Source organism: Rubrivirga aquatilis (genome assembly GCF_046845665.1).
Taxonomy (GTDB): domain Bacteria; phylum Bacteroidota; class Rhodothermia; order Rhodothermales; family Rubricoccaceae; genus Rubrivirga.
Window position 1 is genome coordinate 1,069,554 of the sequence record NZ_CP177355.1, and the last position, 24,705, is coordinate 1,094,258.

The window sequence follows — 24,705 nt, forward strand, 5'->3', positions numbered from 1 at the left end:
GTGGGCCGAGCCCACGGACTACTCGCTACGAGTCTCGGCGGCGGCGGAGGTGGGACGGGCGACGGGCTCGCCGGACGAACGGGACGGGGTGTCCGCCATGTCTCGCGTCTCGACCACGCGGACCGCCTCGCCCTCGGTCAGCTCGCCGGCGCCGGAGACGATGATCTGGTCGCCGGACTGGACGCCGGACGCCAGCACGACGCGGTCGCCCGCGTCGGGCCCCAGCGTGACGACGCGCCGCGTGGCGACGCCGTCGGCGACGATGAACACGCTCGTGCCGCGTTCGTCGCGCACGATGGCCTCGGCGGGCACCACGATGGCGTCCTGGAGGATGCTCCGCGTGACGTCCATCCGGACGACCATCGAGGGCTTGAGCGAGCGGTCGGCGTTCTCGACCGAGACCTCGATGGGGAACGTCCGCGAGCCGGTGTCGATGGCGAGCCCGACGAACGACACGCGCCCGCCGCGCGCGCCGACCGTGTAGGCGTTGGGGGAGACTTGCACCTGCGTGCCCTGCTCGATCTCGCCTGCGTACCGCTCGGGCACGCCAGCCGTCACCTTGACCGACCCCGCACCCACGAGCCGGACGACCGGCTGCCCCGGCGACGCCAGCTCGCCCGCCTGCTGCAGCCGTGCCTCGACGACGCCCGAGAAGGGGGCCACGATGCGTGTGCTCGCGAGCTGGCTCCGCGCGCTCGCGACGCCCGCCGCGGCGGCCGACGACTGCGCTTGGGCGGCGTTGACGCCCTCGCGCGAGGCGCGGACCTGGCCCTGCGCCTGCGCGATCCCGGCGTCGGCCTGGGCGACCTGCGCGCGGGCTTGCGCCAGCTGCGTCTCGACGTTGCGGAACTCCAGCGCGCTCAGGATCGAGTCGCGGTAGAGCGGGAGCTGGCGGCGGTACTGGTCCTGCGCCAGGTCGAGCTGGGCCTGGGCGGCCTCACGCTGCGCGCGCGCGGCGCGCAAGCCGGCCTCGGCGCCCGCGACGGACGCCTCCGCTTGCGCGACACCGGCTCGGCCCTGCGCGACGCCGGCTTGCGCCTGGCTCACGCCCGCCTGCTGCGTCGTCGCGCGGACCTGGGCGACCGTCTGGCCGGCGCGGACGAACGTGCCGACCGGCGCCACGTACGTCAGCATCCCGGGCACGTCCGGCGACAGCGTCGCGTCGTTGTCCGCGTCGACCGTCCCGGTCAGCTCGATGGTGTCCTCGAAGTAGCCGGGGTCGGCGATGACCACGTCGACCGGGATGGAGCGGTCGGTGGGCGTCTCGGCCTCGGGCTCGGCGTCGGGCTGGCAGGCCGCGAGCGTGAGCGCGAGCGCGAGCAGGGAGAGGGGGGCGATGTGTCGCATGGGAGGTCGCGAGGTCAGAGACAGCGTCTCGGGGGAAATCGTGTCGGGGGCCCGGCGTGCCGAGCCCGGTGCGGAGGCCGTCAGTCGGAGCCGATGGTGGTCACGGGCGAGATCACGGTCGGCGTCTCGGCGGGCGGAACGGTGTCGAGCGCGGTCGGGGCGATCGTGCCCGTCGCGCGCTCGTAGGCGCTCCGCGCCACGAGCGCGTCGTAGACCGCCTGGAGGTAGTTGAGGCGCGCGAGGTCGAGGTTCTGGCTCGACACACGCACGTCGAGCTGGCTGGCGACGCCCTCGGACAAACGCGCCGAGGCGAAGGCGAACGCCGTCTCGGCCGTCGAGACGGTCCGCGACTGGGCCTCCAGGCGCCGACGCGCACTCTCAAGCTGGCGGACCGCCGAGGCCACTTCGAGCTGCGCCGCGTTGCGCGCCTGCTCCAGCTGGATCGCCGCCTGGTCGACCGCGATCTGGTTTTGCTGGATGCGGCGGTTCGTCTGGAAGCCGTCGAAGATCATCCAGTTCAACCGCAGCCCGACCGTCAGGCTCGGATTCCAGTACGAGTCCGAGAAAAAGCCCGTCGAGCCGGACTCGAAAGTGAAGGGGTCGGCGGGGTCCGGGTTCGTCAGGAAGCTCCGGTCGTCCGGGACGTTGCCGTTGTAGCCCGCGTTGACGAAGGCGCTGAGGCTGGGGAAGAGGCCGGCCTTCGTGATGTCGCGCTGGACCTCGTTGAGGCGGACGGCGAGCGTGGCCTGCTGCACGTCCGGGCGCTGGTCGAGCGCGCGCGCCGAGGCCGCCGCCAGCCCGACCGTCTGGAACAGCCCGGCCGCCGGCGGCGCGAGCTCGCCGACGAGCACGACGTCGGAGTCGACCGGCAAGCCGAGCGTCAGCAAGAGTTGGTCGCGGGCCGTCTCGGCGGATGCCTCGGCGGTGACCACGGCCGTCCCGGCGTTCGCCAAGTCGACCTCGGCGTTGAGCCGCTCCAGCACCGGGCGCACGCCCTGGGCGACGAGTTGCGAGGCCTCGCCGAACGTCTCGCGCGAGCGCTCCAGCGAGGCCCGCTGCACGGCCGCCTGCTGCTCCGCCAAGAGAGCGCCGTAAAAGGCCTGCCGCGTCTGGTCGATCGTTTCGTCCTCGCGCTGCGCGACCGCCGCCTCGTTGATGTCGACCAGCGACCGCGCCCCGCGGACCGCCGCGAACGCCGTCCCCGAGTAGATCGGCTGCGTCAGCGACAGCGTGTTCGTGAACTGGTTGTCCGTGCCGAACGGGTTGCTGCTGCCGTCGCCCGGCACGAAGCCCGCCGCCGACTGCCCCTCGCTCACGCGCCGGTTGTACTCCGCGAGGGAGATCGGCACCGTCGCCGGGTCGTCGTCCGTCCGCGCGTCCTCGTTGAACGCCAGCCAGCCGATGGCGCCGAGCCCGCTGAAGAGGTTGCCCGCCGAGGAGCCCGCGAAGGGATTCGCCTGGACCACGTTGCGCGAAAACTGGCTCGTCGCGTCGACGCGCGGGAGCAGCCCGCCGTACGCCTCGCGGACCTGCGAGCGCGCCGTCTCGGTGTCGAGCCGCGCCAGCCGGATGGCATACGCGCGTTCGAGGGCGATCTCGATGGCGGCGTCGAGCGTAAGGACCACGGGGCCGGCGGGCGGCTCGGGCGACTGGGCGTACGCGGCGGGGGCCACCACGACGGCCACCCCTGAGAGCACGGTGGCGGCCACGAGGGCCAAGACGAAGCGTCGGAAAAGGGTCATCGAGGCTGGGCGAGGAGCCCGTCGAAGAGGACGGTCGTGAGAAACTCGGCGGCCTCGTCGGCAGAGCCGAACGGGGCGGGCTCGAAGGAGCCGGAGGGGTCGCAGTCGGCGTCGACCTCGGCCATGAGGTAGGCCCGGACGTTGCCCATCAGCACGTGCGCGACGGGGTGGGCGGGGAGCGGGCGGAGCGCGCCCGCGTCGATGGCGCGCTGGATCGGCTGGGCCACGGCGTCCATGACGCCCAGGAAGTGGAGCCCGAAGTCGGCCGCGTTGTCGAGCTCGAGGTGGGTCCGGTGGCCCTCCTTCATGAACATCAGCAGCGGCCCGCGCGCCTCCTCGAACTGGCCGATGAGCCGGCGGATAAAGCTCTGAAAGGCGGCACGCGCGGCGTCCGGCGTCGACAGGTCCACGTCGTCCGGGAACGAGGCGTCGATGGCGGCGCGGAGCCCGCCGACGACGCGCTCGGCAAAGAGGGCGAAGTACAACTCGTCCTTGCCGCCCGGGAAGTAGTTGTAGATGGTCCCCTTGCCGAACTCGGCGCGCTCGGCGATCTCGTCGACCGAAGCGCCGACATAGCCCTTCTCGGCGAACACGGCCAGGGCGGCGTCGAGCATGGCCTCGCGGCGGGCGAGCCGCTCGCGGTCGCGACGTGTGAGCAGGGCGGGGGCGTCAGCTTCCAAAATGTGGACGGAGCGTCAGGAGGTGACTCGTCGGTCACATTGCGAACTCGGGCGTCAGTACGGGAGCCCAAGCCCCTGGTTTCGTTTGGCTCGGTTAAGAGACAACGAACGGCCCGGCGGTGACGGGGGTGGGTCATGGGTGCGATCGATGAGAGCTCCAAACGCACGCCGCCCACCTCAGCGACGAGGCGGGCGGGGGGGGGGAAGTCGCCAGCAGGGGGAGCTTGTGGTGGGCGAGATCGGGCACGCGGTGGGGGCGCCCCGACGCACCGGAACTGACGACGGAAGACCCCGCCGGCAGCGCTCGCGCCCGGAGGGCTGCTTGCGCCTGTCTACGGGCCGGCGACCTGCCCGCTTGCGTGGGAGCAGCCGCGGCCGTGGGCGTCCGGCACCGCTACCGCACGACAGCGATCCGGGTGTCCTCGTCGGCGTCGAGGGCGTGGGGCACGCCGCCGGGCAGCACGACGCCCTCACCGGCACCGAGCGTGTGCACGGTGTCGCCGACGGTCACGCGCGCCGCGCCCTCGACGACGAGCAGGTAGGCGTCCTCGGCGACGGTGTGGGACGACAGCGCCTGGCCCGCGCGGAACGCGAAGCCGATGACGCGAGCGGTGCCGTCGTAGAGTGGCGCCGATGCGAACGCGTCGTCGTCGTAGGCGGGCAGCGAGGAGATCGCGGGGCCGGGAGCGGAGGGCATCGGTGTCGGGTCGTGCGCGCGCTCCATGCCGTCGGCGATGAACTCGCTCACGGCGCGGTGGGCGTGCTGCTGGATGAGCGTCACCACGTAGGCGTCGTCCGAGGTCTCGACCACGCGGACCCCGCGCGGCGTGTCTTCGATCACCATGTCGATGGCGTCGGCGTGCTCGAAGATCTCGGCGAACAGCGGGTCCCAGCGGCGGATCGGGCGGCCGTCCTCCAGCCGAGCGTCCATCGCGTGGACGTGCTCGCGGATGTTCTCGGCGACCGCCGGGTCGTCGGACTCGGTCCACGTCTCGACGCCGTCGGGGAGGTCGACCACGCGCCGCTCGATGGCGTCGTGGTCGGTCAGCAGACTGTGGATGGTGCCCATGTCGCCGCCAGGCCCGCCCCGGCCCATGCCGGGGCCTTGGGCGGCGACAGTCGGTGCCAGGAGGAAGAGAACGAGGACGGAGAGGGAGCGCATGTCAGGAGACGGTAGGGATCGGGTCCGAATCTGTCGACGCGCGCGGGCCCGAGTTGCCGGGCCGAGCGCCGTCGCGCCGTGGTGGATTCCCCACCCGTCGTGCGGCCGGCCGTCAGCGGCTCGCTGCCTACATGTACTCTTCCATCCCGTGGACGCCCAGGAAGTCGACCACGTCCTTGACCTTCTGGGCCTGCTCGCGGTGGCACACCAGCACGGCGTCGCCGGTGTCCACGACGACCGTGTCCTCCATCCCGACGAGCACGAGCAGGCGGCCGTCGGCGCTCCGTGCGAAGCTTCGCGCGGTGTCTTGCAGGATCACGTTTCCCTCGGCCCGGTTGCCGGCGTCGTCCTGCTGGGACAGCTCGTGGACGGCGCGCCAGTCGCCGACGTCGCTCCACCCGAACGCGCCGGGCACGACGAGCACATCGTCCGCCTGCTCCAGAATGCCATAGTCGATCGAGATCTTGGGGCTCCGCTCGTAGGCGTCGGCGACGGCTGCCGTCTCGGCGTCGGTCCCGAACGACTCCGCCAGCGGGGCGAACAGCCGGTGCACGACGGGGAGGTAGCGCTCGAAGGCGGCCAGGATGGCGTCGGCACGCCAGATGAACATGCCCGAGTTCCACAGGAAGTCCCCCGCGTCGATAAAGCGCTCGGCGGTCTGGAGGTCGGGCTTCTCGGCGAATGTCAGGACGTTGTGCGCGCGTGGCTTGTCGGCCGGGCCGCCGTCGCGGACGCCGTCGGTGTCGCCGTCGGCGTCGAACTGGATGTAGCCGTAGCCCGTCTCGGGATGCGTGGGTCGGATGCCGATGGTGACGAGCGGGGCGGGCGCGTCGTCGTGGCGCCGCTGGGCCGCCTCGACGGCCGCGCGCAACACCTCGTGGAACCGGCTGACATTCGCGATCAGATGGTCGGCCGGGAGCACGATCATCGTCGCGTCAGGGTCGTGGGCGATCAGCTTGGCCGCTGCCAGCGCGATGCACGGCGCGGTGTTGCGGGCGACGGGCTCGCCCAGAATGTTGCCCTCCGGGACGGCCGGCAGGTGCTCGCGCGTCTTGTCGACGTAGTCGGCGTTCGTGACCACGAGCACGTTCTCGGGCTCGACGAGCGGCTGGAGCCGGGCGAACGTGTTCTGGATCAGCGAGGCGTTGCCGAAGACGTCGAGGAACTGCTTGGGGTGCGAGCGGCGGCTGCGCGGCCAGAACCGGCTGCCGACCCCGCCGGCCATGATGACGGCGTAGAGGGACATCGTGTGGGAGGGGAGATGGGGGGTCTACGGCTGGCGGCGGTTCCGGTGCCCCGGTGCTACCGTCGGGCGACGATGTAGAAGTCGCCGAGCCGGTCGTTGTGCCACGTCATCTCGTCGCTGTCGCGCGAGACGACGGTGTAGGTGGCGCCCCCGAGGTCGATCACGTCGCCGCGCAGGGTCCACGCGAAGGCACGCGTGCGCGGCTCGGGGCCGAGCGCGTCGACCTGTTGGGTGTAGGTGCCCGTCCCGTCCGGACGGAAGGTCCATGCGATGGTGGCGGCGTCCATCGGGTCGCGCGGGCCGTCGGCGGTAGCGGCCGTGGCGACGTGGGCCCACGTCCCCGCCAGCCCGTCGTCGGCGGTCGGCGCGGCAGGGGCTGCCGGGGCAGCGGGCGCGTCCGGAGCGACGGGGGACGCGGGGGCTTCTGGCGCGGCGGGGGGCTCTGGGGCTTCGGCGCAGCCGGCCAGGAGAGCGAGGGCGAGGAGGGGGAGGCGCATGGGGGCGGGCGTGGCAGCATACGGAGGGCGTGCCGAGCGTCAGGCAGGACCCCGGGCGGCCCCACACTACATTGACCACACCGCCTCCCCCAACCCCATGCGTCTCTTCGCCTTCGTGGCTCTCGCCGCCCTCCTCGTCGCGCCCGCCAGCGCCCAACAACTCGATCTCATCGGGACCGTCGAACTCCCGACCATCCCACGCCCTGGCGCCGACCAGCCCCGCGCCGAGGGCCAGATCGGCATCCCCGACGTCGTCGGCGGCTCCGATGTGTGGGCCTACACGGCGAACGACGGCGCCGAGTACGCCATCATGGGCAACGTCGAGGGCATCGCCATCGTCGCCGTGCCGAGCCTGGAGGTCGTCGCCCAGATCGCGGGGCCGACGGCCGACGCGCCGTTCTACTGGCGCGACATCAAGACCTACGGGTCGTTCGCCTACATCTCGACCGAGGCCTACGGCCCGAGCGAGGGGCTCCAGGTGATCGACCTGCGCGGGCTCCCGCACCACGCCGAGGAGATCGCCGTCGTCCGCGGTGAGAACGACCGGATGGTCTCGTCGCACAACATCTCGATCGACACGGCCACGGGGTACGCCTACATGCTGAACTCGGACGGCAACGGGATCGTCGTGATCAACCTCGCCGACCCGATCCGCCCGGTCGACATCGGGGAGGTGCCCGTGCCGGACGCGCACGACATCGTGGCCCGCAACGACACGCTGTACGTGGCCGAGGGCCGCAACCCGACGTTCTCGATGTGGGACATGTCGGACAAGACCCACCCCACGCTCATCGGCCGCGTCGACGTGCCGTCGCCGGGCTACGTCCACAACATCTGGCCGAGCGCCGACGGCCGCCACGCGCTGACGACCGAGGAGACCGTCGACAAGACCGTCAAGGTCTGGGACGTGTCCGACTCCGAGAACCCGACGCTCGTCGGCGACTGGCTGGGCGCGAGCCGGCTGGCGCACAACGTCCAGATCGACGGGGACTACGCGTTCGTGTCGCACTACTCGGCCGGCGTCTACATCCTGGACATCTCCGACATCGCCAACCCGGTCGAGGTGGCCCGCTTCGACACGCACGCCGACAACGACGACGCGGCGTTCTACGGCAACTGGGGCGTCTCGCTGCCGTCGCCGAGCGGCTACCTCTACGCGAGCGACCTCGAAGGCACGCTGACGGTCCTCAAGTGGGACCCCAACGCGCCCAACCTGTAGGCTCCGTCTCCGACGGTTCGCGAGCCCGCCTTGGCCCTGCGCTGGGGCGGGCTCGTCAGTGGGGCCCCTGCCCGCGCGGAGGCAGAGAGGGGTGGGGCCCGGCCGACATGTAGGTGCCCAGACTCTGGACTGGCGGTGCCCTCCCGGCGGGGGCGCCTACGCGGGAATGGCGAGGTCATGGGGGACGCGTGGCGAGCCCCCGCGCCCCGTCCACGCCCAGTGGTAAATCGCCCGGCGTGACCTGTGGTTTCGCCGTCTGCCGTAGCCTAGATGAGACCCGCCTCCCCGCCGATCCATGCGCTCGCTCCTGCTTCTCGCCGCCCTCGCCCTCCCGCTCGCCGCCTGCGGCAGCGATGACCCCGCCGACGACGCGATCGAGGAAACCGGCGAGCCGGGCATGCTGGGACGCTTGGGCGAGATGCAGAGCGCCGTGGAGCAGATGCAGGAGGCCGCCGAGCGCCCGCCGGCCGAGCCCGTCAACTTCCGGACTCTGCGCGACCTGCTGCCCGAGGAGGCCGCCGGGCTGGCGAAGGGCGAGGTCGAAGGCTCGACGGACGGCGCCATGGGCTTCTCCATCTCGCGTGTCGAGGCCGTCTACGGCGCCGACGACGCTCGCATCGACCTCGGGATCATGGACTACGGCGCCATCCCGTCGATGGCCATGATGGGGCTGGGCTGGACGATGGCCGACCTCGACCGCGAGTCCGGCTCGAGCTACGAGCGGACCGTCTCGATGGGCGGCCGGCGCGGCTACCGGACGTACGACTCCGACGCCCGCAGCGGCGAGTTCAGCCTGATCGTCGCCGACCGCTTCCACGTCGAGGTGACCGGCACGGGCGTCGACGACGACGATCTCGAAGCCGCCTTGCGTGCTGTCGACCTGGCGGGCTTGGAGGCGCTGCGCGACGAAGGGCGGCCGGACGCCTAGGGGCGAGCGCCGTAGAGAAGACGCGAGGAGGGGAAGCGGCGGAGTGGGGACATGGCGAGGTCCTCTTCTCCTCGTTTCGTCCTCTCCTAGCCCGCAGGGCGAGCCTGCACCGGCCCGGGCGTATCCTCCGGGCATGTTCGACGCCCTCCCCGACGCCGCGCGCGTCTGGCTTTTTCCCCTCGACCGCGACCCCTCCGACCCCGACGTCGTCGTGGCGCCGCTCGCCGGCTGGCTGCCCTCGTGGCAGAGCCACGGGCGCCCGGTGCGTGCCCAAGCGGCGGTGCTGGCCGACCGCGTGCTGGCCGTCGCGGCGGTGATCTCCGAGGCCGACCTCAATGCCGGCGTCTCCGGCTGCGGGATCGACGCGATGGAGCGGGCCGTCGCGGACGCGCTCGCGGCGGGTGGACTTGGGCTGGCGCCCGCGCTCGGCGTGGCGTACCGCGACGCCGACGGCGCGTGGCAGCACGTCCCGCGTCCCGCCTTCCGGCGGATGGTGAAGGCGGGCGAGGCCGGGGCCGAGACCGTCGTGCTCGACGTGACGGCCGCGACGGTCGGCGACCTCCGCGCGCACGGCGTCGAGCGGCCCGCGGGCGAGACGTGGGCGGCCCAAGCCTTCGCCCTCTAGTGGGCTCGCAGACCGGCGCCCTGCGCGAGGTCGTCCTGGGGACGCTCGCCGTCGCCGCGCTGCTGGGGCTCGGGGCGGGCGGCTACATGTTGATCGAGAGGTGGTCGCTGATGGACGCCGTCTACATGTCGGGCATCACGCTGACCACGATCGGGTTCGGCGAGGTCCGCCCGCTGTCGCCGCTCGGCCAGGTGTTCACGCTCGCGCTCGCGTTCGTGGGGATCGGTACGTTCGCCTTCATCGCCTCCCGCGTCGTCCAGATCCTGGTCACCACCGACGCCCTCCGCCAGCGAGCCATGCAACGACGGATCGACAACCTCTCGGGCCACTACGTCATCGCCGGGTACGGCCGCCTCGGGCAGCGCATCGCGCTCGACCTGGTCGCCGCCGGGCGCGACTTCGTGGTCGTCGACCGCCGCGACGACCGGGCCGAGCAGCTCGACGCCGAGGGCTTCCCCTACGTCAAGGACGACGCCGAGGAGGAGTCGACGCTGCAGGCGGCCGGGCTGGAGCGCGCCGCCGGGCTCGTGTTGGTGCTCCCCCAGGACGCGGCGAACGTGTTCGTGGCGCTGACGGCCCGGGAGCTGATGGACGGCCGCGACCTCTTCATCGTGGCCCGGACGAACGAGCAGACCTCGCAGCGCAAGCTGCTCCGCGCCGGGGTCGACAAGGTGATCTCGCCGCTCGAGATCGGCGCCGACCGCATTGCCCAGACCATTCTGCGCCCCCGCGTCGACCGCTTTATGGAGAAGGTGCTCGGCGTCGACGCGCTCGACTTCGACCTGGAAGAGGTGACGGTCGAGGCCGGGAGCCTGCTCGACGGCCGCTCCCTGTCCGAGGTCGACTTCCGGCGCCACTTCCAGGCGATCGTCGTCGGCGTGCTCCGCTCGGCGACGGGCGAGTGGCAGTTCAACCCCGACGCCCAACTCGCGCTCGCCGAGGGCGACACGCTGATCGTGCTGGCGACGGCCGAGCAGATCCGCAAGATCCGCACGGAGGGCGCGACGCCGCTCTCGAAGGTGTCGATCAAGTAGCGAGCGCGGCTGACGCCTCGACGGGAGGGATGGGGCATCGGGCACGGAGCAGGATCGCTACGTGCTTGCTCCACGGTCCCTGACCTGTCATCCTGAGAGTGCGAAGGGTCTCAACGCCGACGCCCCACGCCGTTCGGAACCGGTCCCAACGGCTCGAAAGGCTGGCGTCGAGATCCTGCACGTCCGTTCAGGAGGATAAGTCGAAGGTTCTGCGCTAAGCACGTGGCAGCGCTGTCGGCACGGAGGGATGGGAAGAAGGCTTGCGCCTCGTCCCGCATCCCTATGGGCTCGGCTACCCGTCGAAGTCGCCGCCAGCGACGACCTCGTTGGCGATCTCCAGGCGCTCCAGCGTGCCCATGTCGAGAAAGCGATTCGGGGTCGCGTCCGTGCCGTCGAAGGCGGCCACGCGGGCGCCGTCGCGAGCCTGCCCGAGGTAGACGTCCATGACGGAGAACTTGACCTCGTCGCGCGCGAGCACGGCGTCGAGCAAGGCCGGGCCACACGCCTGGACGCCGCAGAAGTCGACCATCCGGCCCTCACCGTCTGCGTCGCGCATGGGCTTGGGCTCGCCGCCGTCGAGCGTGTAGCCCGCCAGCCCGGCGTCGTCGAACAGCAGCGCGCGGTCCGTCTTCGCCTCGGCGACTGCCAGCGTGGCGACCCGGCCGTCCGTCGCGTCGCGTTGGGCGGCGAAAAGGGCTTCGAGGTCCACGTCCGTCAGGATGTCGGCGTTGTGGACCAGGAACGGCGCGTCGCGGCGGAAAAAGTCGGCCGCCTTCTTGATGCCCCCGCCCGTCTCCAGCGGCCCGTCCGGCTCGTCGCTCACCACGACCTCGACGGGCTCGCCGTCGGGCGTCCGCCAGTCCACGTCCGCGACGTAGGCCTCGACCTGGTCCGACAGATGCGAGACGTTGACCAGGATCCGGTCGGCCCCGGCGGCGATCAAGCGCCGCGCCACGCGCTCCAGCATCGGGACCCCGTCGACCTCGACGAGCGGCTTGGGCGTGTGGTTCGTAATCGGGCGGAGGCGCGTGCCGAAGCCGGCCGCGAGGATCATGGCATCCATAGAGGGACTGTGGGGACTGGAGGAACGGAGGGTGAGTGCGGAGAGAACCGGCGTGGGGTGGACTGGTTCAGCCCGTGGCCTCTCTCCTCCCGTGCACCCCCCAGTCCCGATGTCCCTAGTCCCCAGTCCCCCCCCTCTCGGCGTCGTCCACGGCTACGGGCTCGCGGGCGCCGGCTCCAACCTGTGGACGCGGGCCGTCCTGCGGGCGCTGGCGCAGGGCGGGCACACCGTCCACGCGGTCTGCCAGGAGAGCCGGCCGGAGCGCTACGCCTTTATCGCCCGAGCCATCGCGTACGACGCGGAGGGGACGCCCGAGGTGCTGTTCGACCGTGAGACCGACGTGCCGGGCCGGGTCGTGCTGCACCGCCCGTCGCTCGACGTGCTGCCGACGTACGTCCGGCCCAGCACCCCGTCCGACTATGTTCGCTACATCCCGGACCTCGACGACGACGCGGTCGAGGGCTACCTCGTGCGCAACGCTCGCGTGCTCCGGGCCGTCGCTGAGGCCGAGGGCGTCGCGGCGTGGGTGGTCAACCACACGGTGCTGATGGCGGTCGCCGCGCACCGGGCGCGCGAGCAGGGGGGCGCGCCGTACGCCGTGCTGCCGCACGGGAGCGCCATCGAGTACGTCGTCAAGAAAGAGGCGCGGTCGCAGCGGCTGGCGGAGGGGGCGCTGGCGGGCGCGGCGCGCGTGTTCGCGCTCAACGGCGAGATGGAGGGCCGCGTGCGCGACGTGTTCGGGGCCGTGCCCGGCGTCGAGGCCAAGCTGGGGCGGATGCCAGTCGGGACGGACACGTCCATTTTCGAGTTGGTCGACCGGGGCGACCGCGCGGCGACCGTCGAGACTATCGCGGGCGTGGTCGAGGGCGTCGAGCGGGGGCGCCCAGCCGGGGCGACGGACGCGCTCGGCGACCGGCTCGCGGCGCTCCCCGAGGGCTCGTCCGACGCCGACTTGCTGGCGGCCCTCCGCGCCGACTACCCGCGCTCGGCGCCCGACGCCGACGTCGAGGCCCGGCTGCGCGCCGTCGACTGGCCCGCGAAGACGGTCGCCTACGTGGGGCGGCTGATCGGAGCGAAGGGACCCGCCGACTTGATTCTCGCGCTCCCGTTGGTGGCCGAGCGGCACCCTGAGGCGGTCGCGCTCATCGCCGGGACGGGCGGCTTGCGCGAAGGGCTGGAAGCACTCACGCTGGCGCTCGCGTCGGGCCGGGGCGACCTCGTCCGCCAACTGGTCCGGCTCGGTGGCGCGTTGGAGGGACAGGGCGGGCTCGACGCCGACCCGCTCTTCGCCGGCCAGGCTTTCGTGGACGGACTCGACGAGGCGGGCACCTTCGACGACTACATCGCGACCGCCCAGCGCGTGCTGACGCCGGGCTCGGTCGTGTTCACCGGCTTCCTCGACCACGACGCGCTGGGGCCGTTTTACGGGCTGGCGGACGCGGGCGCGTTCCCGTCGGTCGTCCGCGAGGCGAGCCCGCTGGTCGTGCCCGAGAGCGCGGCGGCGGGCGTGCTGCCGGTCGGGCCGGACGTGGGCGGGATGGGCGACAGCCTGCGGACACTCGCGGCCGGCCTGCCGGAGGCCGCTCGCGATCTGCTCACGACGCGCCCCGAGGCCGAGCACCGAATCCCCGACCTCGCCGACCGGCTGATCTCCGCATTTGACGAGCCCCGCCGGTTTGCGCCCGAACTCCGTCGCGAGGCCGAGGCACGGTTCGACTGGCGCGCCATCGCCGACCGGCTGGCGACGGAACTGCGGGAGATCGCGGACTGAGGCGGCCGGCGTGCGCGAGTGGGCCAGCTGGCGCACGCAGAAACCCTCACCCTGTCCCGAGGGAAGAGGGGACGTCGTAGGGGGCTCGCGCCCGCCCCAGGTGCTAGCCGAACAGTACCGCTGCTTCGGGCTCGAACACCTTGCGCTCTACGCGGGCGATGGCCATGTCCCAGCCCGCAAAGCGGCGGCCGTCGATGTCCCCCTGGACGACCACCTGAAGACGGCCGTGGCGGGGGTCCGACTTGATCCGCGCCGTGACGACGGCGATGCTCTCCGCAGGCCCCTCGATGACCTGTGCGAACCGGGTGATGCCGGTCTCGTCTTCCAGCACCACCAGCTTGCCCGTCACGTCGTGGCGCGCGTTGAAGCGGCGGGCCGAGAGCAAGAGGTCCGAGAGGTCGCGGTCCGAAAACGCGACGGCCGGGTCGGAGATGTACCCGAAGGTGCGGAGGACGGGCTCTTCGTAACCGACAGCGCTAATCACGACGACAGGAAGGGGGTGCCCTTCACGATACGCCCCAGGGACTGCCCAGGCTACCGGGGGGATCCCGCGAGGTCGCTCGCGGCGGACTCGAACGCGGGCTCCGGGACCGGCTCGATGGCCATGTCCCAGCCCGGGAAGCGGCGGCTGGCGGCCGGGCCTTCGCGGCGGATCTCGATGTCGCGGTGGCGGGGGTCCTTGGCGATGCGGTCCATACACGCGTCGAGCGCGGCGCGCGGGCCCTCGATCCACTGCGCAAACCGGACGATCCCCGAGTCGTCCTCGAGAACGACCAGCTTGCCGGTCAGGCCGTTCGCCGCGTTCCAGTGGCGGGACGCCAGCAGCAGGTCCGACAGGTCACGGTCCGAAAACGGGACCGTCGGGGTCGAGAGGTACGCGACGGCGTGGAGCGGGTCGGGCTCGAGGCCAACGATCTCGGAGGGCTCGGACATGTCTCGGCAGTGCGGGGGCGGGGGCTCGGACGCGGCGGCGGGGAGCGCGCGGCGGGGAGCAAAGGGCCCGAATCTACCGCACGACGGTCGCCGTCTGGGAGCGCTGGCCGGCGGGCGTCTCCAGGCGGAGCACATACGCGCCGGCGGGCAACGCGCCCGCGTCCCAGACGGCTTCGTGCGCGCCGCCCCGGTGGATGCCGTCGGCGAGCTGACCGACTCGGCGGCCGAGCACGTCGTACACCGACACGCGCGCGCGGCCCGTGCCGGGCAGGTGGTAGCGGACGCGCGCCAGCCCCCGCGTCGGGTTCGGGCGGACCGGATCGAGCGCCAGCGCGAGGGCCGGGCTCGCGCCCGTCGACACGGGCGACGCCAGCAGGCCCAGCGGCTCGTAGTCGGCGCCGAGCACGGAGACGGCGTCGTCGGCGGAGAGGCCGAACCAGCCGGTGAGCAGGCTGGCGTAGACGCGCCGGAAGTCGGTCGTGTAGCGCAAGTTGCCCGCCGGGTCGAGCGCGCCGAGGTCGGGGGCGTCGCCGTGGAGCCCGCCCGCGACGGCGGGGCCCGCCAGGAAGAGCGGCGCGGACGTGCCGTGGTCGGTCCCGTTGGAGCCGTTCTGCTCGACGCGCCGGCCGAACTCCGAGAACGTCATCGCCAGCACGCGGTCGGCGTCGCCAGTCACCCCGAGGTCGTCGAAGAACGACGCGAGCCCGTCGCCGAGCTGGCGGAGCAGATTCGCGTGAGAGCCGAGCTGATTCGCGTGCGTGTCGAAGGAGCCGAGGGAGACGAGGTAGACGCGCGTGCCGAGCCGTCCCTTGATCATCTGGGCGACCGCCGCGAGCTCGGCGCCGAACCGGCCGCCGGGGTACGCGACGTCGTTCTGGCCCGACTGCGCGGCCTCGGCGATCGCGTCGCGGTAGCGGAACGACTCGTTGGCCGTCGTGCGGACGAACCCCAACTCCGCGCCCGCTGGCGTGTCGGGCAAGTTCTCGATGGGGAAGGGCTCGCCGCCGGCTGCGATCTGCAGGAAGAGGTCGACGTCGAACAAGGCAGTCCCGTATCCCGCGCCGTCGCCCTGAAAGAGGAGCGGCGCGGCCGTGCCGATCTGCAGGCCCGGCGGCGACGCGGGCGGCTCGGTCTCGCCCGCCGCTTCGATGGCGAGCGTGCGGCCCGCCCAGCCGCTCGTCGGGAGGTCGCCGGTGCCGTCGCTGGCGGTGAGCCAGTGGTCCGTCGAGCGGAAGTGGGACAGGCTGGCGTCGGGGTAGCCCGCCGCGCGGACGACCGCCAGCTCGCCGTCGCCCCACCGGCTCTGCAGGCCCGAGAGCGCGTTGTGCAGGCCCGTGTCGCCGTCGAGCGCGAACGTGTCCTGGCTCCGCAGCGCGATGCCGGGGCGGGCGTTGTAGTAGAGGTCGTTCGTGAGCGGGACGACCGTGTTGAGGCCGTCATTCCCGCCCGAGAGTTGGACGAGCACGAGGACGCGGTCGGTCTCCGCGCGGCCGACGGCGTCGAGCAGCGAGGTGCGGCCGAGCGCGCGCGCCGGGACGGCCCCCACGCCGCCGACCAGCGATGCGCCGACGGCACTGAGGCCCAGCCGAGACATGAACTGGCGCCGCGACCAGGCCTCGTGGTCGTGGTCGTGGGCGGCGCCGTGGTCGAGCGAGATCGCGCGGTCGTGGGAGTGGTCACACATAGCGGTTGTCGGGGGTGTCGTCCGTGGTCCGTCGTCCTCAGGCCAGCTGGTACTCCGGCTGGACGGCGAGGTGGAGGGCCAGGCCCATGAGCCGCGTGCCGGCGCCGGGCGCGGTCGGGTCCCACTCGTACTCGGGGATGTCGCCGAGCAGCACGCCGATCAGGCGGTCCACGGACGGCGTGTCGGCGGGGTCGACGGCCGTGCCGAGCCACAGCGTCGCAAAGTCGACGACGAGGTCGCGGGCGATGTAGGGGCCGGGCAAGGCGAGCGCGACGGCCCGCAACGCCTCGGGCATCGCCTCGATGCCGGTCAGGATGGCGTTGGTGTAGAGCCAGCGTGTCGGGAGTGTGCTCGACGTGAGCCAGTCGCGGTGGCCGGGCCACCCGGCGACGTTCGGCGGGTAGAACAGCCGCTGGTCCGTCACGAAGGTGATCGCGCGGATGGTGTCCTGCAGCGCCGGGATCGCGCCCGTGCCCGACTCCGCGTGGACGCCGAGCACGTGCTCGATCGGGCTCTTGATGCGGGCCCCGATGCTGTCGCCGTCGAAAAAGTGGGCGCTCTTGAGCAGCGCCGTGATGGCGGGCGCGAGCGCGAAGTCGTTCGCCAGCAGCACGCCCGCCAGCTGCGCCACGACGGTCTCGTTGGGCGTGTCGTAGACCACGTCGCGGTAGAGCTTGCGGGCGACAAAGGCGGCGATCTCGTTGGCCCGCTCGTCGAACAGGATTTGGACCAGGTCGTCGTGGCCCCAGTTGCCCGTCCGGCCGAGCACGGTCTTGACGCCGGCGTCGTGCCACTGCGGGACGAAGACGGCTTCGAGTGTGCCGTACACGTCGACGGTGTAGCCGGTGAGGCACCGCGCGGCCTCGGCCACGTCCTGCTGGGTGTAGTTGGGTGAGCCGTCGGCCTCGGCGCCCATCGTGAACAGCTCCATTAGCTCGCGCGCGTAGTTCTCGTTCGGCGCGCCGACGCGGTTCTGGATGCCGTTGAGGTAGACGAGCATGGCCGGCGACGTGCCGATCTCGGCCACGAAGGCCCGGAAGTCGCCGAGCGCGTGGCCCTGCAGCGTCCGCCAGTAGCGGCTGAGCCAGCCCGCCAGCGTGTAGTTCTCGATCGAGGCCACGAAGTGGTCATGCCAGCCGACGGCGAGGCGCTCGTGGAAGGCGCGCGCGGCGCGCGCCAGCGCGTCGGTCTCCGCCCCGCCGAGCCCTTCGGTGATGGTCCGCCACTCCATCTCGTAGATCCACTGCGTGTTGGCGTCGAGGTAGATCTGCAGGACCCGCCGGTACTCGTCCTGCTCGGACTGCGGGGCGGTGGCGGGCGGCGGCGCGGGGGGCGCGTCGTCGTGCCACGCGGGCGGCGCGAGCGCGCCGATGCGGGCGGCGCCGTCGACGAGGGCCTGGACGGCGGCGTCGGGGCCCAGCGCGAGCACGGCGTCGACGGCGGCGGGCGTGGCGCCGTAGCCGGTGCGTCGCAGGAGGTGGAGCGCGCGGGCCCGGGTCCACGGCGCGCTGCCGCTGGGGACGTAGGGGGCTAGGCCGCCGTTCGCCTTCAGCGGGGCCGGCGCGTCGGTCTTGGGGGCCGCTGGTGGCCGGGGCGCGGGGGCGGTCCACCGGACGCCGAGGGCGGGGTCGGCGAAGACGCCGGGCAGCACCTCGAAGGGCGGCCCGCTGGCGGCCGGGGGCGGCGGAGGGGCGGCGAGCGAGTCGAGAATCTCCATGGGCAGCGGCGGCGGGGGCTCCTAGAGTATCGACGCTCGCCCGTCGCCATCTGTTACAGACCTGTCCCGATCCGGCGTCAGCGCTCCATTCAGCGGCTCTGGATGTCGTCGGGGCACGCGATCTCGCGGAGCGGGCCGAGCGGCAAGGCGTCCGTGTCCAGCGCTGCGCCTGGGGAGAGCGGCGGGTACCCGACACACCGGCGCGGCCCGTGGGGGACGCCCAGGCAGCGCGTCCAGCTGGCGTCGATGGCGTGGCGCTCGTACGTTGCGCCCCAGCACGCGCGCGCCCAGGCCTGGGGCCCGGCCTCAATCATGAGTGGCCCCTGAAGCGCGCCGCCCACGACGAACGGATCGCCGACGGCGAGCCACGCCAGCAGGCCGGCGGCGAGCGTGCTGGCGAGGGCGGCGCGGCGCATGAGGACCAAGCTACCCGCCCGCCTCGGCGGCGGGCCCAAAGGCGCCGGCGCCTAGTCGAGCGGGAGGCCGTAGGTGCGGGCCAGCTCGGCGTAGGCGGGCGGCGCCGACCGCCGCGCGCTCCCGGACTCTGCGATGGCCACGGCCCGGACCTCGCCCGGCGTGTTGAGCCCCACGAACGGGGTGGTCGACTCGAGCACGGCGATGCGCAGGGAGACCTGCTCGGGGACGTAGCGGTAGCCGAACTCGACGACCTCCGTGGTGCCGTCGAGGTCGATGTCGAGGCGCTCCGTCGACGGGAGCGCGATCCACCCGCCATTCGTATCGCGGCGGTAGGCGAACACGGCGCCGTCGTCGACGAAGTCCTGGGTGAGGGCGGCCCAGGGCGCGGCGCAGAACAGGACCTCGCCGCTCCGCTGGCAGGTGTTGGCGCTGTAGGAGAAGGTCGTCGCGATCACGGCCGCGGAGCCCTGCGGGCCGGCGGGGCCTTCGGGGCCGGCGGGCCCAGCGGGCCCTTCGGCGCCGGCGTCGCAGCCGACGGCGAAGAGGGTGAGCAGGAGGGCGGCGGACGAGAGGCGGAGGCGCAAAGCGGGCGGAGGAGGGCGGGGGGAGCCGCCGTAGATATCGACGCTCGCGTCGGTGCGGCAACCCTTTTTTGGCGCTCCATCTGCGTCCAGTGGTGGCAACGTCCGCAAAGTCAATCGGATGTGCAGGTGTGTCCGGCAACGGCACCGCTCCCAATTGTCTGCTCCGGTCTCCGCGCCCCGCTAGCGCCTACCTCAGAGGCGGGCTGGTCAGCCCGCGAGCAGGCCCGCCACCTCCCGCGCCGTCGCGCGCGCCGAGCGGCCGACGCCGACGAGCGTTGCCGAGGCGAACCCGGTCCACTGGCCGTAGCCGACCAGCCACAACCGGGGCTCGGCGACCGACCGCGTGCCCTCGACCGCGACGCGGCCGCCGGGGCCGACCACGCCGAGCGGCGCGAGCAGGCCCAGCGCCGGGCGGAAGCCGGTGCACCACACGACGGCGTCAACGGGCTCCTCGGTGCCGTCGGGCCAGACGGCGCCGGTCGCGGTGAGGCGGGCGACGGGCGGGCGGACGTCGTCGAGCTGTCCGGCCTCCCTCGCGGCGCGGACCGGCGGGACCTGGACGACGTCACCTAGGGTGTAGGGGCGGCCGGGGTCTTGGCCGTTCTGCAGGGCGTGGTAGCGCGCCGTCGCGGCGTCGAACAGGACGCGGCCGTCGACCTCGGGCGGGAGAAAGCGGGGCGCGCGCTCGACGGCCCACACGACGTCGGCGACGCCCGCCAGCTCGGCGGCGATCTGGGCGCCCGAGTTGCCGCCGCCGACCACGAGCACGCGCTGCCCCGCGAACGCCGCAGGCGAGCGGTACTCGGAGGAATGGAGCTGGCGGCCCTCGAACGCGTCGCGGCCAGGCACGTCGGGCACGACCGGTTGGGACGCCGTCCCGGTCGCGCACACGACGGCTCGCGCCGTCACATCCCCCCGGTCGGTCTCGACCCGCAGGCCGCCGTCGGTGCGGTGGACGGCGCGTGCGTGGACAGGGCGCCAGAGGGGCAACTCGTAGCGGGCCTCATACGCGGCGAGGTAGCCCAGCACGTCATCGCGGTGGGGGTACTCGTCGCGAGCGGCGCCCTGGGCGTCGAGGTGGCGGGGCAGGAGGTAGCCCGGGAGCGACGACCACTCGGCGGGGGAGAACAGACGGAGCGAGTCCCAGGTGCCCTGCCACGCGCCGCCGGGGCTGGGGCGGTCGTCCACGAGCGCGAGCGTGGCGTCGGTCGTGCGGAGCTCCCGAATCAAGTGATAGCCGAGCGCGAGCGCCGCCTGCCCGCCGCCGATCACCACGACGTCGCGGTGGGCGAACGGGAGCGGGGTCGCGGGGGGGAGCGTGTCGGGCCTCATCGTGGCGAGGGAGGGGAGAGGCGGCCCCGGTCCTGTCCTCCGCCTGGGCGCTTCTGGCGCCGGTGCCCGGAGTGGGACTCGAACCCACAAGACCCGAAGGTCGGCGGTTTTTGAGACCGCTGCGTCTACCGATTCCGCCATCCGGGCAGGCCCGCAAAGCTAGCACCGCGCCCCACGAGCCCGCACGCGCCGTCCGTGTGAACCCTCCGTCAGGAGCCGACGGACTCGGGCGAACAGCGCGCGAGCGCGAGCGTAGCCTCTCCACACCCCACACCCGCCCCCTCGTGTCGCTCGTTCTCGTCGCCAACCGCGCCCCGATCCGCCCGGTCGCCGACGGGTGGGCGCCCAGTCTGGGCGGGCTCGCCTCGGCACTGCTGCCCGTGCTGGAGCGGCGAGGCGGCGCCTGGGTGGCCGCTCGCGACCCCGGCGAGACGGCGCCGCTCGCGCAAGCGTGGCCCGCCGACGCCCCCACGTTCACCGTCCACCGGGTGCCGCTGGACGAGGCCGAGTTCGAGGGGTTCTATCAGGGCATGTCGAACCGCGTGCTGTGGCCGCTGTCTCACTATTTGGTGCAGCACGTCGAGCCTGAGCGGGCCTTCCTCCAGGCCTACCTCGCCGTCAACGACCGCTTTGCCGACGCGGCGATCGACGCGGCCGACGCGCAAGAGGGGAGGCCGACGTTCTGGATCCAGGACTACCACATGATGCGCGTCCCGAAACGGATCCGCGAGGCCCGGCCGGACGCCCGCATCGGCTTTTTCTGGCACGTCCCGTGGCCCGCCTCCGAGGTCTTCCAGATCCTGCCCTCGGCCCGGCCGCTCCTGCGCGGCGTGCTCGGGTCCGACCTTATCGGCTTCCACACCGAGGGCTACGCCGAGAACTTCCGCGAGTCGGCGCGCGACCTGCTGGGCGCCGAGATCGACGGGACGGACGTGCTGTGGGACGGGCGGCGGTGCCGCGTCGAGGCCCACCCCATCGGCATCGACGTGGGCCGCTTCGAGGCGCTCGCGACGACGCCCGAGGCCGGGGCGATGGCCGCCGAGTTCTCCGCCGACCTGGGCGGCGTCCAGATCGTGCTCGGCGTCGACCGGCTCGACTACACGAAGGGGCTGCTGCTGCGGATGGAGGGGTTCGAGCGGTTTCTGGAGCTCTACCCCGAGCGCCACGGGACCGTCTCGCTCGTTCAGATTGCGACGCCCTCGCGCACGGGCGTCCCGGCGTACGACCGCCTCAAGCGCGACCTCGACGAGGCGGCGGGCCGCATCAACGGGCGCTTTGCCAAGGGCGCCTGGGCGCCGGTCCGCTACCGCTACCAGTCGTTCGACCACGCTGAACTGGCGGCGCTCTACCGCGTCGCAGATGTGGCGCTCGTGACGCCTTTGCGGGACGGGATGAACCTCGTGGCCCACGAGTTCGCCGCCGTCAGCGCGGTCGCCGCCGCCGACGGCGGGACGCCGGGCGTGCTCGTCCTCAGCGAATTAACCGGCGCGGCGGACTACCTCGAGGGCGCCATGCTCGTCAACCCCTACGACACCGACGGGCTGGCGCACGCCGTCGCGCACGCGCTCGACCTGCCCGACCGCGAGCGCCGCGACCGCCTGACCGCCATGCGCGCCGCCGTCGGCGACCTCGACGTCCACACCTGGGCGCGCGCATTTCTGGAGTCGCTGGACGCCGGAGGAGTTGAACGTTGAACGGTGGAAGGTGCAACGTTGAGGGTGGGGGGTGAGCATCCTCGACGCCCACGCCTCTTGGGCAGCCTCCGGTTTGAACGTTCCACATCTCCACGTTTCACATTCCACGTCCCCATGCCCCCCGTCCCCGATCGCCCGCTCCTCTTCCTGGACTACGACGGCACGCTCGCACCGATCGTCGACAACCCGGCGGCGGCGGCCCCGCACCCGGCCGTGCCCGACCTGCTGGCGGCGCTGGCGGAGGCCCACCCGATCGTGATCGTGACCGGGCGCGACTTGGGCGCGCTGGCGGGTCTCCTCGGGGGGCGGCACCGCGCGGTCGGGCTGCACGGCGCCGAGGAGGGGTGGAGCGACGGGACCGTTGAGCACCGTGCCCTCGAGACGCACCCCCAGGCGCTCCGGCACCTCCGGCTGGCCGTGCCCGACCTCCCCGGCATCCGGGTCGAGGACAAGGGCGTGGCGTTCGCGGTCCACTACCGGGGCGCGCCCGATGAGGCCGCGGCGCTGGAGGCGCTCGAGGACTGGGCGCAAGCGGTCCCCGACGGGCTCGTGCCGATCTGGGGCAAGGCCGTCGTCGAGTTGCGCGCGGAGGGCGTCTCGAAGGGCGTCGCCGTGGCCCGCATCGCCGCCGAGCACCCCGACCGCACGCCCGTCTACCTCGGCGACGACGTGACCGACGAGGACGCCTTCGCCGTGCTCCAGGCGCTCCGCCAGCCGTCGGTGACCGTCAAGGTCGGCGACGGCGACACGGCCGCCAGCCACCGCCTCCCGGACGTGGACGCGGTCGTGGGGTACCTCCGCCGCTTCGTCTGAACCGGGTCGTCCACATTGTTGGTAACCCTATGGATAGCGGGTGCTTGGCTTCGGGATCGGCACGCCGTGCCCCGGCGGACTCTGCGTGCGCCCTGCCGGTCCTGTGCGCTGCGGACGCCCCCCGGTGCTGGGCTGCCCCCGCGCCCTCGCCGCGTTCCCCATCCCCGTAGCTTTCCCGCCCTCTCCCCCCGCGCCCGTGTCCGACGACCCCTACCTCCCTATCGGCGACTACGGCCTGGTCGGCAACATGCGGACGGCCGCGCTCGTCGGCAAGAACGGGTCGGTCGACTGGCTCTGCCTGCCCCACTTCGACTCGCCGTCCGTCTTCGCGGGCATCCTGGACAGCGGCAAGGGCGGTCGGTTCGAGATCGAGGTCGACGCCGGGTACGCCACCAAGCAGACCTACCTCCCGGACTCGAACGTGCTCGTGACCCGGTTCGCGGGCGAGCGCGGGGCCGCCGAGATCGTCGACTACATGCCCGTCGGCAAGCTGGGGCCGGCCGCCGGCTACCACCGGCTCATCCGGCACGTCCGCGTGCTCCGGGGCCAGATCGACGTGCGCGTCCGCGTGGCCCCGGCGTTCGACTACGGCCGGGCGACCCACACGCTGGAGATGACCGACGAGGGCGCCGTGTTTCGGGCCGAGACCGGCGGCCCCGACGGCGGCCCCATCCGCCTCGGCCTCTCGACGGTCCGCACCCTGCACATCGACGACGCCGACCCCGACCGACCGGCGCTCGTCCGCGACTTCGAGCTGGCGCGCGGCGACCGCGCCACGTTTGAGCTCCGCTACCTCGACGACGAAGGCGCCCTTGAGGAGCCGCTCTCGCGCGAGGCCGAGTACGCCCTGTTCCGACGGACGACCGACTACTGGCGCGACTGGCTCGAGGGCTGCACGTACACCGGGCGCTGGCGCGAGACCGTCCGCCGGAGCGCGCTCCTGCTCAAGCTGCTCACCTTCGAGCCGACCGGCGCCATCGTCGCCGCGCCGACGACGAGCCTGCCCGAGAACATCGGCGGGCACCGCAACTGGGACTACCGCTACTCGTGGATCCGCGACGCCGCGTTCACGCTCTACGGGCTCCTGCGGATCGGCTTCACGACCGAGGTCCGCTCGTTTATCGGCTGGCTCCGCGACCGGTGCGAGACCGGGATGGTGGACGACCCCAACGGCCCGCTCCAGATCGTCTACGGCGTCGACGGGCGCCGCACGCTCGACGAGTTCGAGCTCGACCACCTCGAAGGGTACCGGGGGTCGAGGCCCGTCCGCGTCGGGAACGGCGCCGCCGGCCAGCTCCAGCTCGACATCTACGGCGAGCTGCTCGACGCCGTCTACCTCTACGACAAGTACGGCACCCCGCTGGCGTACGAGTTCTGGCAGGACATCGTCAAGTACGTCGACTGGGTCTGCGCCAACTGGGACCGGCCGGACGAGGGCATCTGGGAGGTCCGCGGCGAGCGCGAGCACTTCGTGTACTCGAAGCTGATGTGCTGGGTCGCCCTCGACCGCGGCTTGCGGCTGGCCGACAAGCGCTCGCTCCCCGCCCCCCGCGACCGCTGGATCAAGACGCGCGACGAGATCTACACCACCATCATGGACCGGGGCTGGAATGAAGAGCGCGGCGCGTTCGTCCAGACCTTCGGCGGCGACGCGCTCGACGCCAGCAACCTGCTGATGCCGCTGGTCTTCTTTACCGGGCCCAACGACCCGCGCATGATCTCGACGCTCGAGGAGACGCTCAAGGCGCCCGAGGAGGGCGGCCTCACCTCCGACTGCCTGGTCTGGCGCTACAACACGCGCGAGGTCGACGACGGCGTCGGCGGCGAGGAGGGCGCCTTCAACCTGTGCTCGTTCTGGCTCGTCGAGGCGCTCGCGCGCGCCGGGCGGATCGAGCCGGCCTACCTCGACAAGGCCCGCGTCATGTTCGAGAAGATGCTGGGCTACTCGAACCACCTCGGCCTGTTCTCCGAGATGACCGGGCTCTCGGGCGAGCACCTGGGCAACTTCCCCCAGGCGTTCAGCCACCTCGGCCTGATCTCGGCCGCCTACAACATCGACCGGGCGCTCGACGAGAAGGGCCGCCAGCGGCGCACCGACGTCCGCCCTCAAGCCCCCGCGCAAGCCCGCTCCGAGCCCGACTACCCGCGCCCCGGCGCCGACCCGTCGTCGCAGCCCGGCCCCACGGGCGCGCGCTAGCAGCGGAGCCCAGCTACGAC

General features: G+C 72.6%; 22 protein-coding genes and 1 tRNA gene. 8 read left to right on the forward strand and 15 right to left on the reverse strand.

Annotation, left to right across the window (positions count from 1 at the left end; genetic code table 11):
- Positions 1-18 precede the first annotated feature (18 nt).
- The 6 genes from ACLII4_RS04650 to ACLII4_RS04675 all read right to left on the reverse strand — a co-directional run bounded on the left by ACLII4_RS04650 (position 19) and on the right by ACLII4_RS04675 (position 6,674).
- A complete protein-coding gene (locus ACLII4_RS04650; RefSeq protein WP_412069729.1) occupies positions 19-1,347 on the reverse strand; it encodes an efflux RND transporter periplasmic adaptor subunit in 1,329 nt (442 codons plus the stop codon).
- An 80-nt stretch (positions 1,348-1,427) separates the two neighbouring features.
- Positions 1,428-3,089 carry a TolC family protein gene (locus tag ACLII4_RS04655; RefSeq protein WP_412069730.1) on the reverse strand — a complete coding sequence of 554 codons (1,662 nt, stop codon included), beginning with the start codon at positions 3,087-3,089 and terminating at the stop codon, positions 1,428-1,430.
- Positions 3,086-3,769, reverse strand: coding sequence for a TetR/AcrR family transcriptional regulator (locus ACLII4_RS04660; RefSeq protein WP_412069731.1), 684 nt, complete (start codon positions 3,767-3,769; stop codon positions 3,086-3,088). Before ACLII4_RS04660 ends, ACLII4_RS04655 begins: the two co-directional genes overlap by 4 nt.
- A 394-nt stretch (positions 3,770-4,163) precedes the next feature.
- Complete coding sequence (locus ACLII4_RS04665) at positions 4,164-4,931, reverse strand: cupin domain-containing protein (RefSeq protein ID WP_412069732.1); 768 nt, start codon at positions 4,929-4,931, stop codon at positions 4,164-4,166.
- A gap of 127 nt (positions 4,932-5,058) precedes the next feature.
- Positions 5,059-6,177: a mannose-1-phosphate guanylyltransferase gene (locus ACLII4_RS04670; protein ID WP_412069733.1), complete on the reverse strand. Its 1,119-nt coding sequence runs from the start codon at positions 6,175-6,177 to the stop codon at positions 5,059-5,061.
- Between the two features lie 56 nt (positions 6,178-6,233).
- Positions 6,234-6,674: a hypothetical protein gene (locus ACLII4_RS04675; protein WP_412069734.1), complete on the reverse strand. Its 441-nt coding sequence runs from the start codon at positions 6,672-6,674 to the stop codon at positions 6,234-6,236.
- A gap of 97 nt (positions 6,675-6,771) precedes the next feature.
- Here ACLII4_RS04675 and ACLII4_RS04680 point away from each other — a divergent pair, with 97 nt between their 5' ends.
- From ACLII4_RS04680 to ACLII4_RS04695, 4 genes are all read left to right on the forward strand, one after another.
- The gene (locus tag ACLII4_RS04680; RefSeq protein ID WP_412069735.1) at positions 6,772-7,893 is read left to right on the forward strand and encodes an LVIVD repeat-containing protein; all 1,122 of its coding nucleotides are present in this window, start codon (positions 6,772-6,774) and stop codon (positions 7,891-7,893) included.
- A 295-nt stretch (positions 7,894-8,188) separates the two neighbouring features.
- Positions 8,189-8,821 carry a hypothetical protein gene (locus ACLII4_RS04685; RefSeq protein ID WP_412069736.1) on the forward strand — a complete coding sequence of 211 codons (633 nt, stop codon included), beginning with the start codon at positions 8,189-8,191 and terminating at the stop codon, positions 8,819-8,821.
- 133 nt (positions 8,822-8,954) lie between these two features.
- A complete protein-coding gene (locus ACLII4_RS04690; protein WP_412069737.1) occupies positions 8,955-9,446 on the forward strand; it encodes a hypothetical protein in 492 nt (163 codons plus the stop codon).
- Positions 9,446-10,480: a potassium channel family protein gene (locus tag ACLII4_RS04695; protein WP_412069738.1), complete on the forward strand. Its 1,035-nt coding sequence runs from the start codon at positions 9,446-9,448 to the stop codon at positions 10,478-10,480. Before ACLII4_RS04690 ends, ACLII4_RS04695 begins: the two co-directional genes overlap by 1 nt.
- A gap of 292 nt (positions 10,481-10,772) precedes the next feature.
- On the opposite strand, the gene ACLII4_RS04700 is transcribed toward ACLII4_RS04695, so the two are convergent.
- The gene (locus ACLII4_RS04700; protein ID WP_412069739.1) at positions 10,773-11,543 is read right to left on the reverse strand and encodes a nucleotidyltransferase family protein; all 771 of its coding nucleotides are present in this window, start codon (positions 11,541-11,543) and stop codon (positions 10,773-10,775) included.
- 109 nt (positions 11,544-11,652) lie between these two features.
- Here ACLII4_RS04700 and ACLII4_RS04705 point away from each other — a divergent pair, with 109 nt between their 5' ends.
- Positions 11,653-13,314, forward strand: a complete 1,662-nt coding sequence (locus ACLII4_RS04705) for a hypothetical protein (protein ID WP_412069740.1) — start codon at positions 11,653-11,655, stop codon at positions 13,312-13,314.
- A gap of 103 nt (positions 13,315-13,417) precedes the next feature.
- Here ACLII4_RS04705 and ACLII4_RS04710 read toward each other — a convergent pair whose 3' ends face one another.
- From ACLII4_RS04710 to ACLII4_RS04745, 8 genes are all read right to left on the reverse strand, one after another.
- Positions 13,418-13,798 carry a BLUF domain-containing protein gene (locus ACLII4_RS04710; protein WP_412069741.1) on the reverse strand — a complete coding sequence of 127 codons (381 nt, stop codon included), beginning with the start codon at positions 13,796-13,798 and terminating at the stop codon, positions 13,418-13,420.
- A 50-nt stretch (positions 13,799-13,848) separates the two neighbouring features.
- Positions 13,849-14,247 (reverse strand): BLUF domain-containing protein, encoded by a 399-nt coding sequence (locus tag ACLII4_RS04715; RefSeq protein WP_412069742.1) that lies wholly within the window; start codon positions 14,245-14,247, stop codon positions 13,849-13,851.
- A 73-nt stretch (positions 14,248-14,320) separates the two neighbouring features.
- Entirely contained in the window at positions 14,321-15,931 is a 1,611-nt protein-coding gene (locus ACLII4_RS04720; RefSeq protein ID WP_412069743.1) for a DUF1501 domain-containing protein, read from the reverse strand.
- A 37-nt stretch (positions 15,932-15,968) separates the two neighbouring features.
- Complete coding sequence (locus ACLII4_RS04725; RefSeq protein ID WP_412069744.1) at positions 15,969-17,648, reverse strand: DUF1800 domain-containing protein; 1,680 nt, start codon at positions 17,646-17,648, stop codon at positions 15,969-15,971.
- A gap of 89 nt (positions 17,649-17,737) precedes the next feature.
- Positions 17,738-18,064: a hypothetical protein gene (locus ACLII4_RS04730; protein ID WP_412069745.1), complete on the reverse strand. Its 327-nt coding sequence runs from the start codon at positions 18,062-18,064 to the stop codon at positions 17,738-17,740.
- 51 nt (positions 18,065-18,115) lie between these two features.
- Positions 18,116-18,649, reverse strand: a complete 534-nt coding sequence (locus ACLII4_RS04735) for a hypothetical protein (RefSeq protein WP_412069746.1) — start codon at positions 18,647-18,649, stop codon at positions 18,116-18,118.
- 207 nt (positions 18,650-18,856) lie between these two features.
- Positions 18,857-19,981 carry an ArsO family NAD(P)H-dependent flavin-containing monooxygenase gene (locus tag ACLII4_RS04740; RefSeq protein WP_412069747.1) on the reverse strand — a complete coding sequence of 375 codons (1,125 nt, stop codon included), beginning with the start codon at positions 19,979-19,981 and terminating at the stop codon, positions 18,857-18,859.
- A gap of 63 nt (positions 19,982-20,044) precedes the next feature.
- Positions 20,045-20,128 (reverse strand) — tRNA-Leu (locus tag ACLII4_RS04745).
- 137 nt (positions 20,129-20,265) lie between these two features.
- Between ACLII4_RS04745 and ACLII4_RS04750 the strand changes: the two genes are divergently transcribed.
- The 3 genes from ACLII4_RS04750 (at position 20,266) to ACLII4_RS04760 (ending at position 24,685) form a co-directional block, all read left to right on the forward strand.
- Positions 20,266-21,675: an alpha,alpha-trehalose-phosphate synthase (UDP-forming) gene (locus tag ACLII4_RS04750; protein ID WP_412069748.1), complete on the forward strand. Its 1,410-nt coding sequence runs from the start codon at positions 20,266-20,268 to the stop codon at positions 21,673-21,675.
- Positions 21,676-21,789: 114 nt separating this feature from the next.
- Positions 21,790-22,488 carry a trehalose-phosphatase gene (otsB, locus tag ACLII4_RS04755; RefSeq protein WP_412069749.1) on the forward strand — a complete coding sequence of 233 codons (699 nt, stop codon included), beginning with the start codon at positions 21,790-21,792 and terminating at the stop codon, positions 22,486-22,488.
- A 196-nt stretch (positions 22,489-22,684) separates the two neighbouring features.
- The gene (locus tag ACLII4_RS04760) at positions 22,685-24,685 is read left to right on the forward strand and encodes a glycoside hydrolase family 15 protein (protein ID WP_412069750.1); all 2,001 of its coding nucleotides are present in this window, start codon (positions 22,685-22,687) and stop codon (positions 24,683-24,685) included.
- Positions 24,686-24,705 lie beyond the last annotated feature (20 nt).

Bases quoted from the DNA above. Each gene is read 5' to 3' on its own strand.
- otsB (WP_412069749.1), top strand. From the start codon at position 21,790: ATGCCCCCCGTCCCCGATCGCCCGCTCCTCTTCCTGGACTACGACGGC.
- ACLII4_RS04715 (WP_412069742.1), bottom strand. From the start codon at position 14,247: ATGTCCGAGCCCTCCGAGATCGTTGGCCTCGAGCCCGACCCGCTCCAC.
- ACLII4_RS04725 (WP_412069744.1), bottom strand. From the start codon at position 17,648: ATGGAGATTCTCGACTCGCTCGCCGCCCCTCCGCCGCCCCCGGCCGCC.
- ACLII4_RS04680 (WP_412069735.1), top strand. From the start codon at position 6,772: ATGCGTCTCTTCGCCTTCGTGGCTCTCGCCGCCCTCCTCGTCGCGCCC.
- ACLII4_RS04740 (WP_412069747.1), bottom strand. From the start codon at position 19,981: ATGAGGCCCGACACGCTCCCCCCCGCGACCCCGCTCCCGTTCGCCCAC.
- ACLII4_RS04665 (WP_412069732.1), bottom strand. From the start codon at position 4,931: ATGCGCTCCCTCTCCGTCCTCGTTCTCTTCCTCCTGGCACCGACTGTC.
- ACLII4_RS04685 (WP_412069736.1), top strand. From the start codon at position 8,189: ATGCGCTCGCTCCTGCTTCTCGCCGCCCTCGCCCTCCCGCTCGCCGCC.
- ACLII4_RS04730 (WP_412069745.1), bottom strand. From the start codon at position 18,064: ATGCGCCGCGCCGCCCTCGCCAGCACGCTCGCCGCCGGCCTGCTGGCG.
- ACLII4_RS04705 (WP_412069740.1), top strand. From the start codon at position 11,653: ATGTCCCTAGTCCCCAGTCCCCCCCCTCTCGGCGTCGTCCACGGCTAC.
- ACLII4_RS04670 (WP_412069733.1), bottom strand. From the start codon at position 6,177: ATGTCCCTCTACGCCGTCATCATGGCCGGCGGGGTCGGCAGCCGGTTC.
- ACLII4_RS04690 (WP_412069737.1), top strand. From the start codon at position 8,955: ATGTTCGACGCCCTCCCCGACGCCGCGCGCGTCTGGCTTTTTCCCCTC.
- ACLII4_RS04655 (WP_412069730.1), bottom strand. From the start codon at position 3,089: ATGACCCTTTTCCGACGCTTCGTCTTGGCCCTCGTGGCCGCCACCGTG.
- ACLII4_RS04675 (WP_412069734.1), bottom strand. From the start codon at position 6,674: ATGCGCCTCCCCCTCCTCGCCCTCGCTCTCCTGGCCGGCTGCGCCGAA.
- ACLII4_RS04650 (WP_412069729.1), bottom strand. From the start codon at position 1,347: ATGCGACACATCGCCCCCCTCTCCCTGCTCGCGCTCGCGCTCACGCTC.
- ACLII4_RS04700 (WP_412069739.1), bottom strand. From the start codon at position 11,543: ATGGATGCCATGATCCTCGCGGCCGGCTTCGGCACGCGCCTCCGCCCG.
- ACLII4_RS04720 (WP_412069743.1), bottom strand. From the start codon at position 15,931: ATGTGTGACCACTCCCACGACCGCGCGATCTCGCTCGACCACGGCGCC.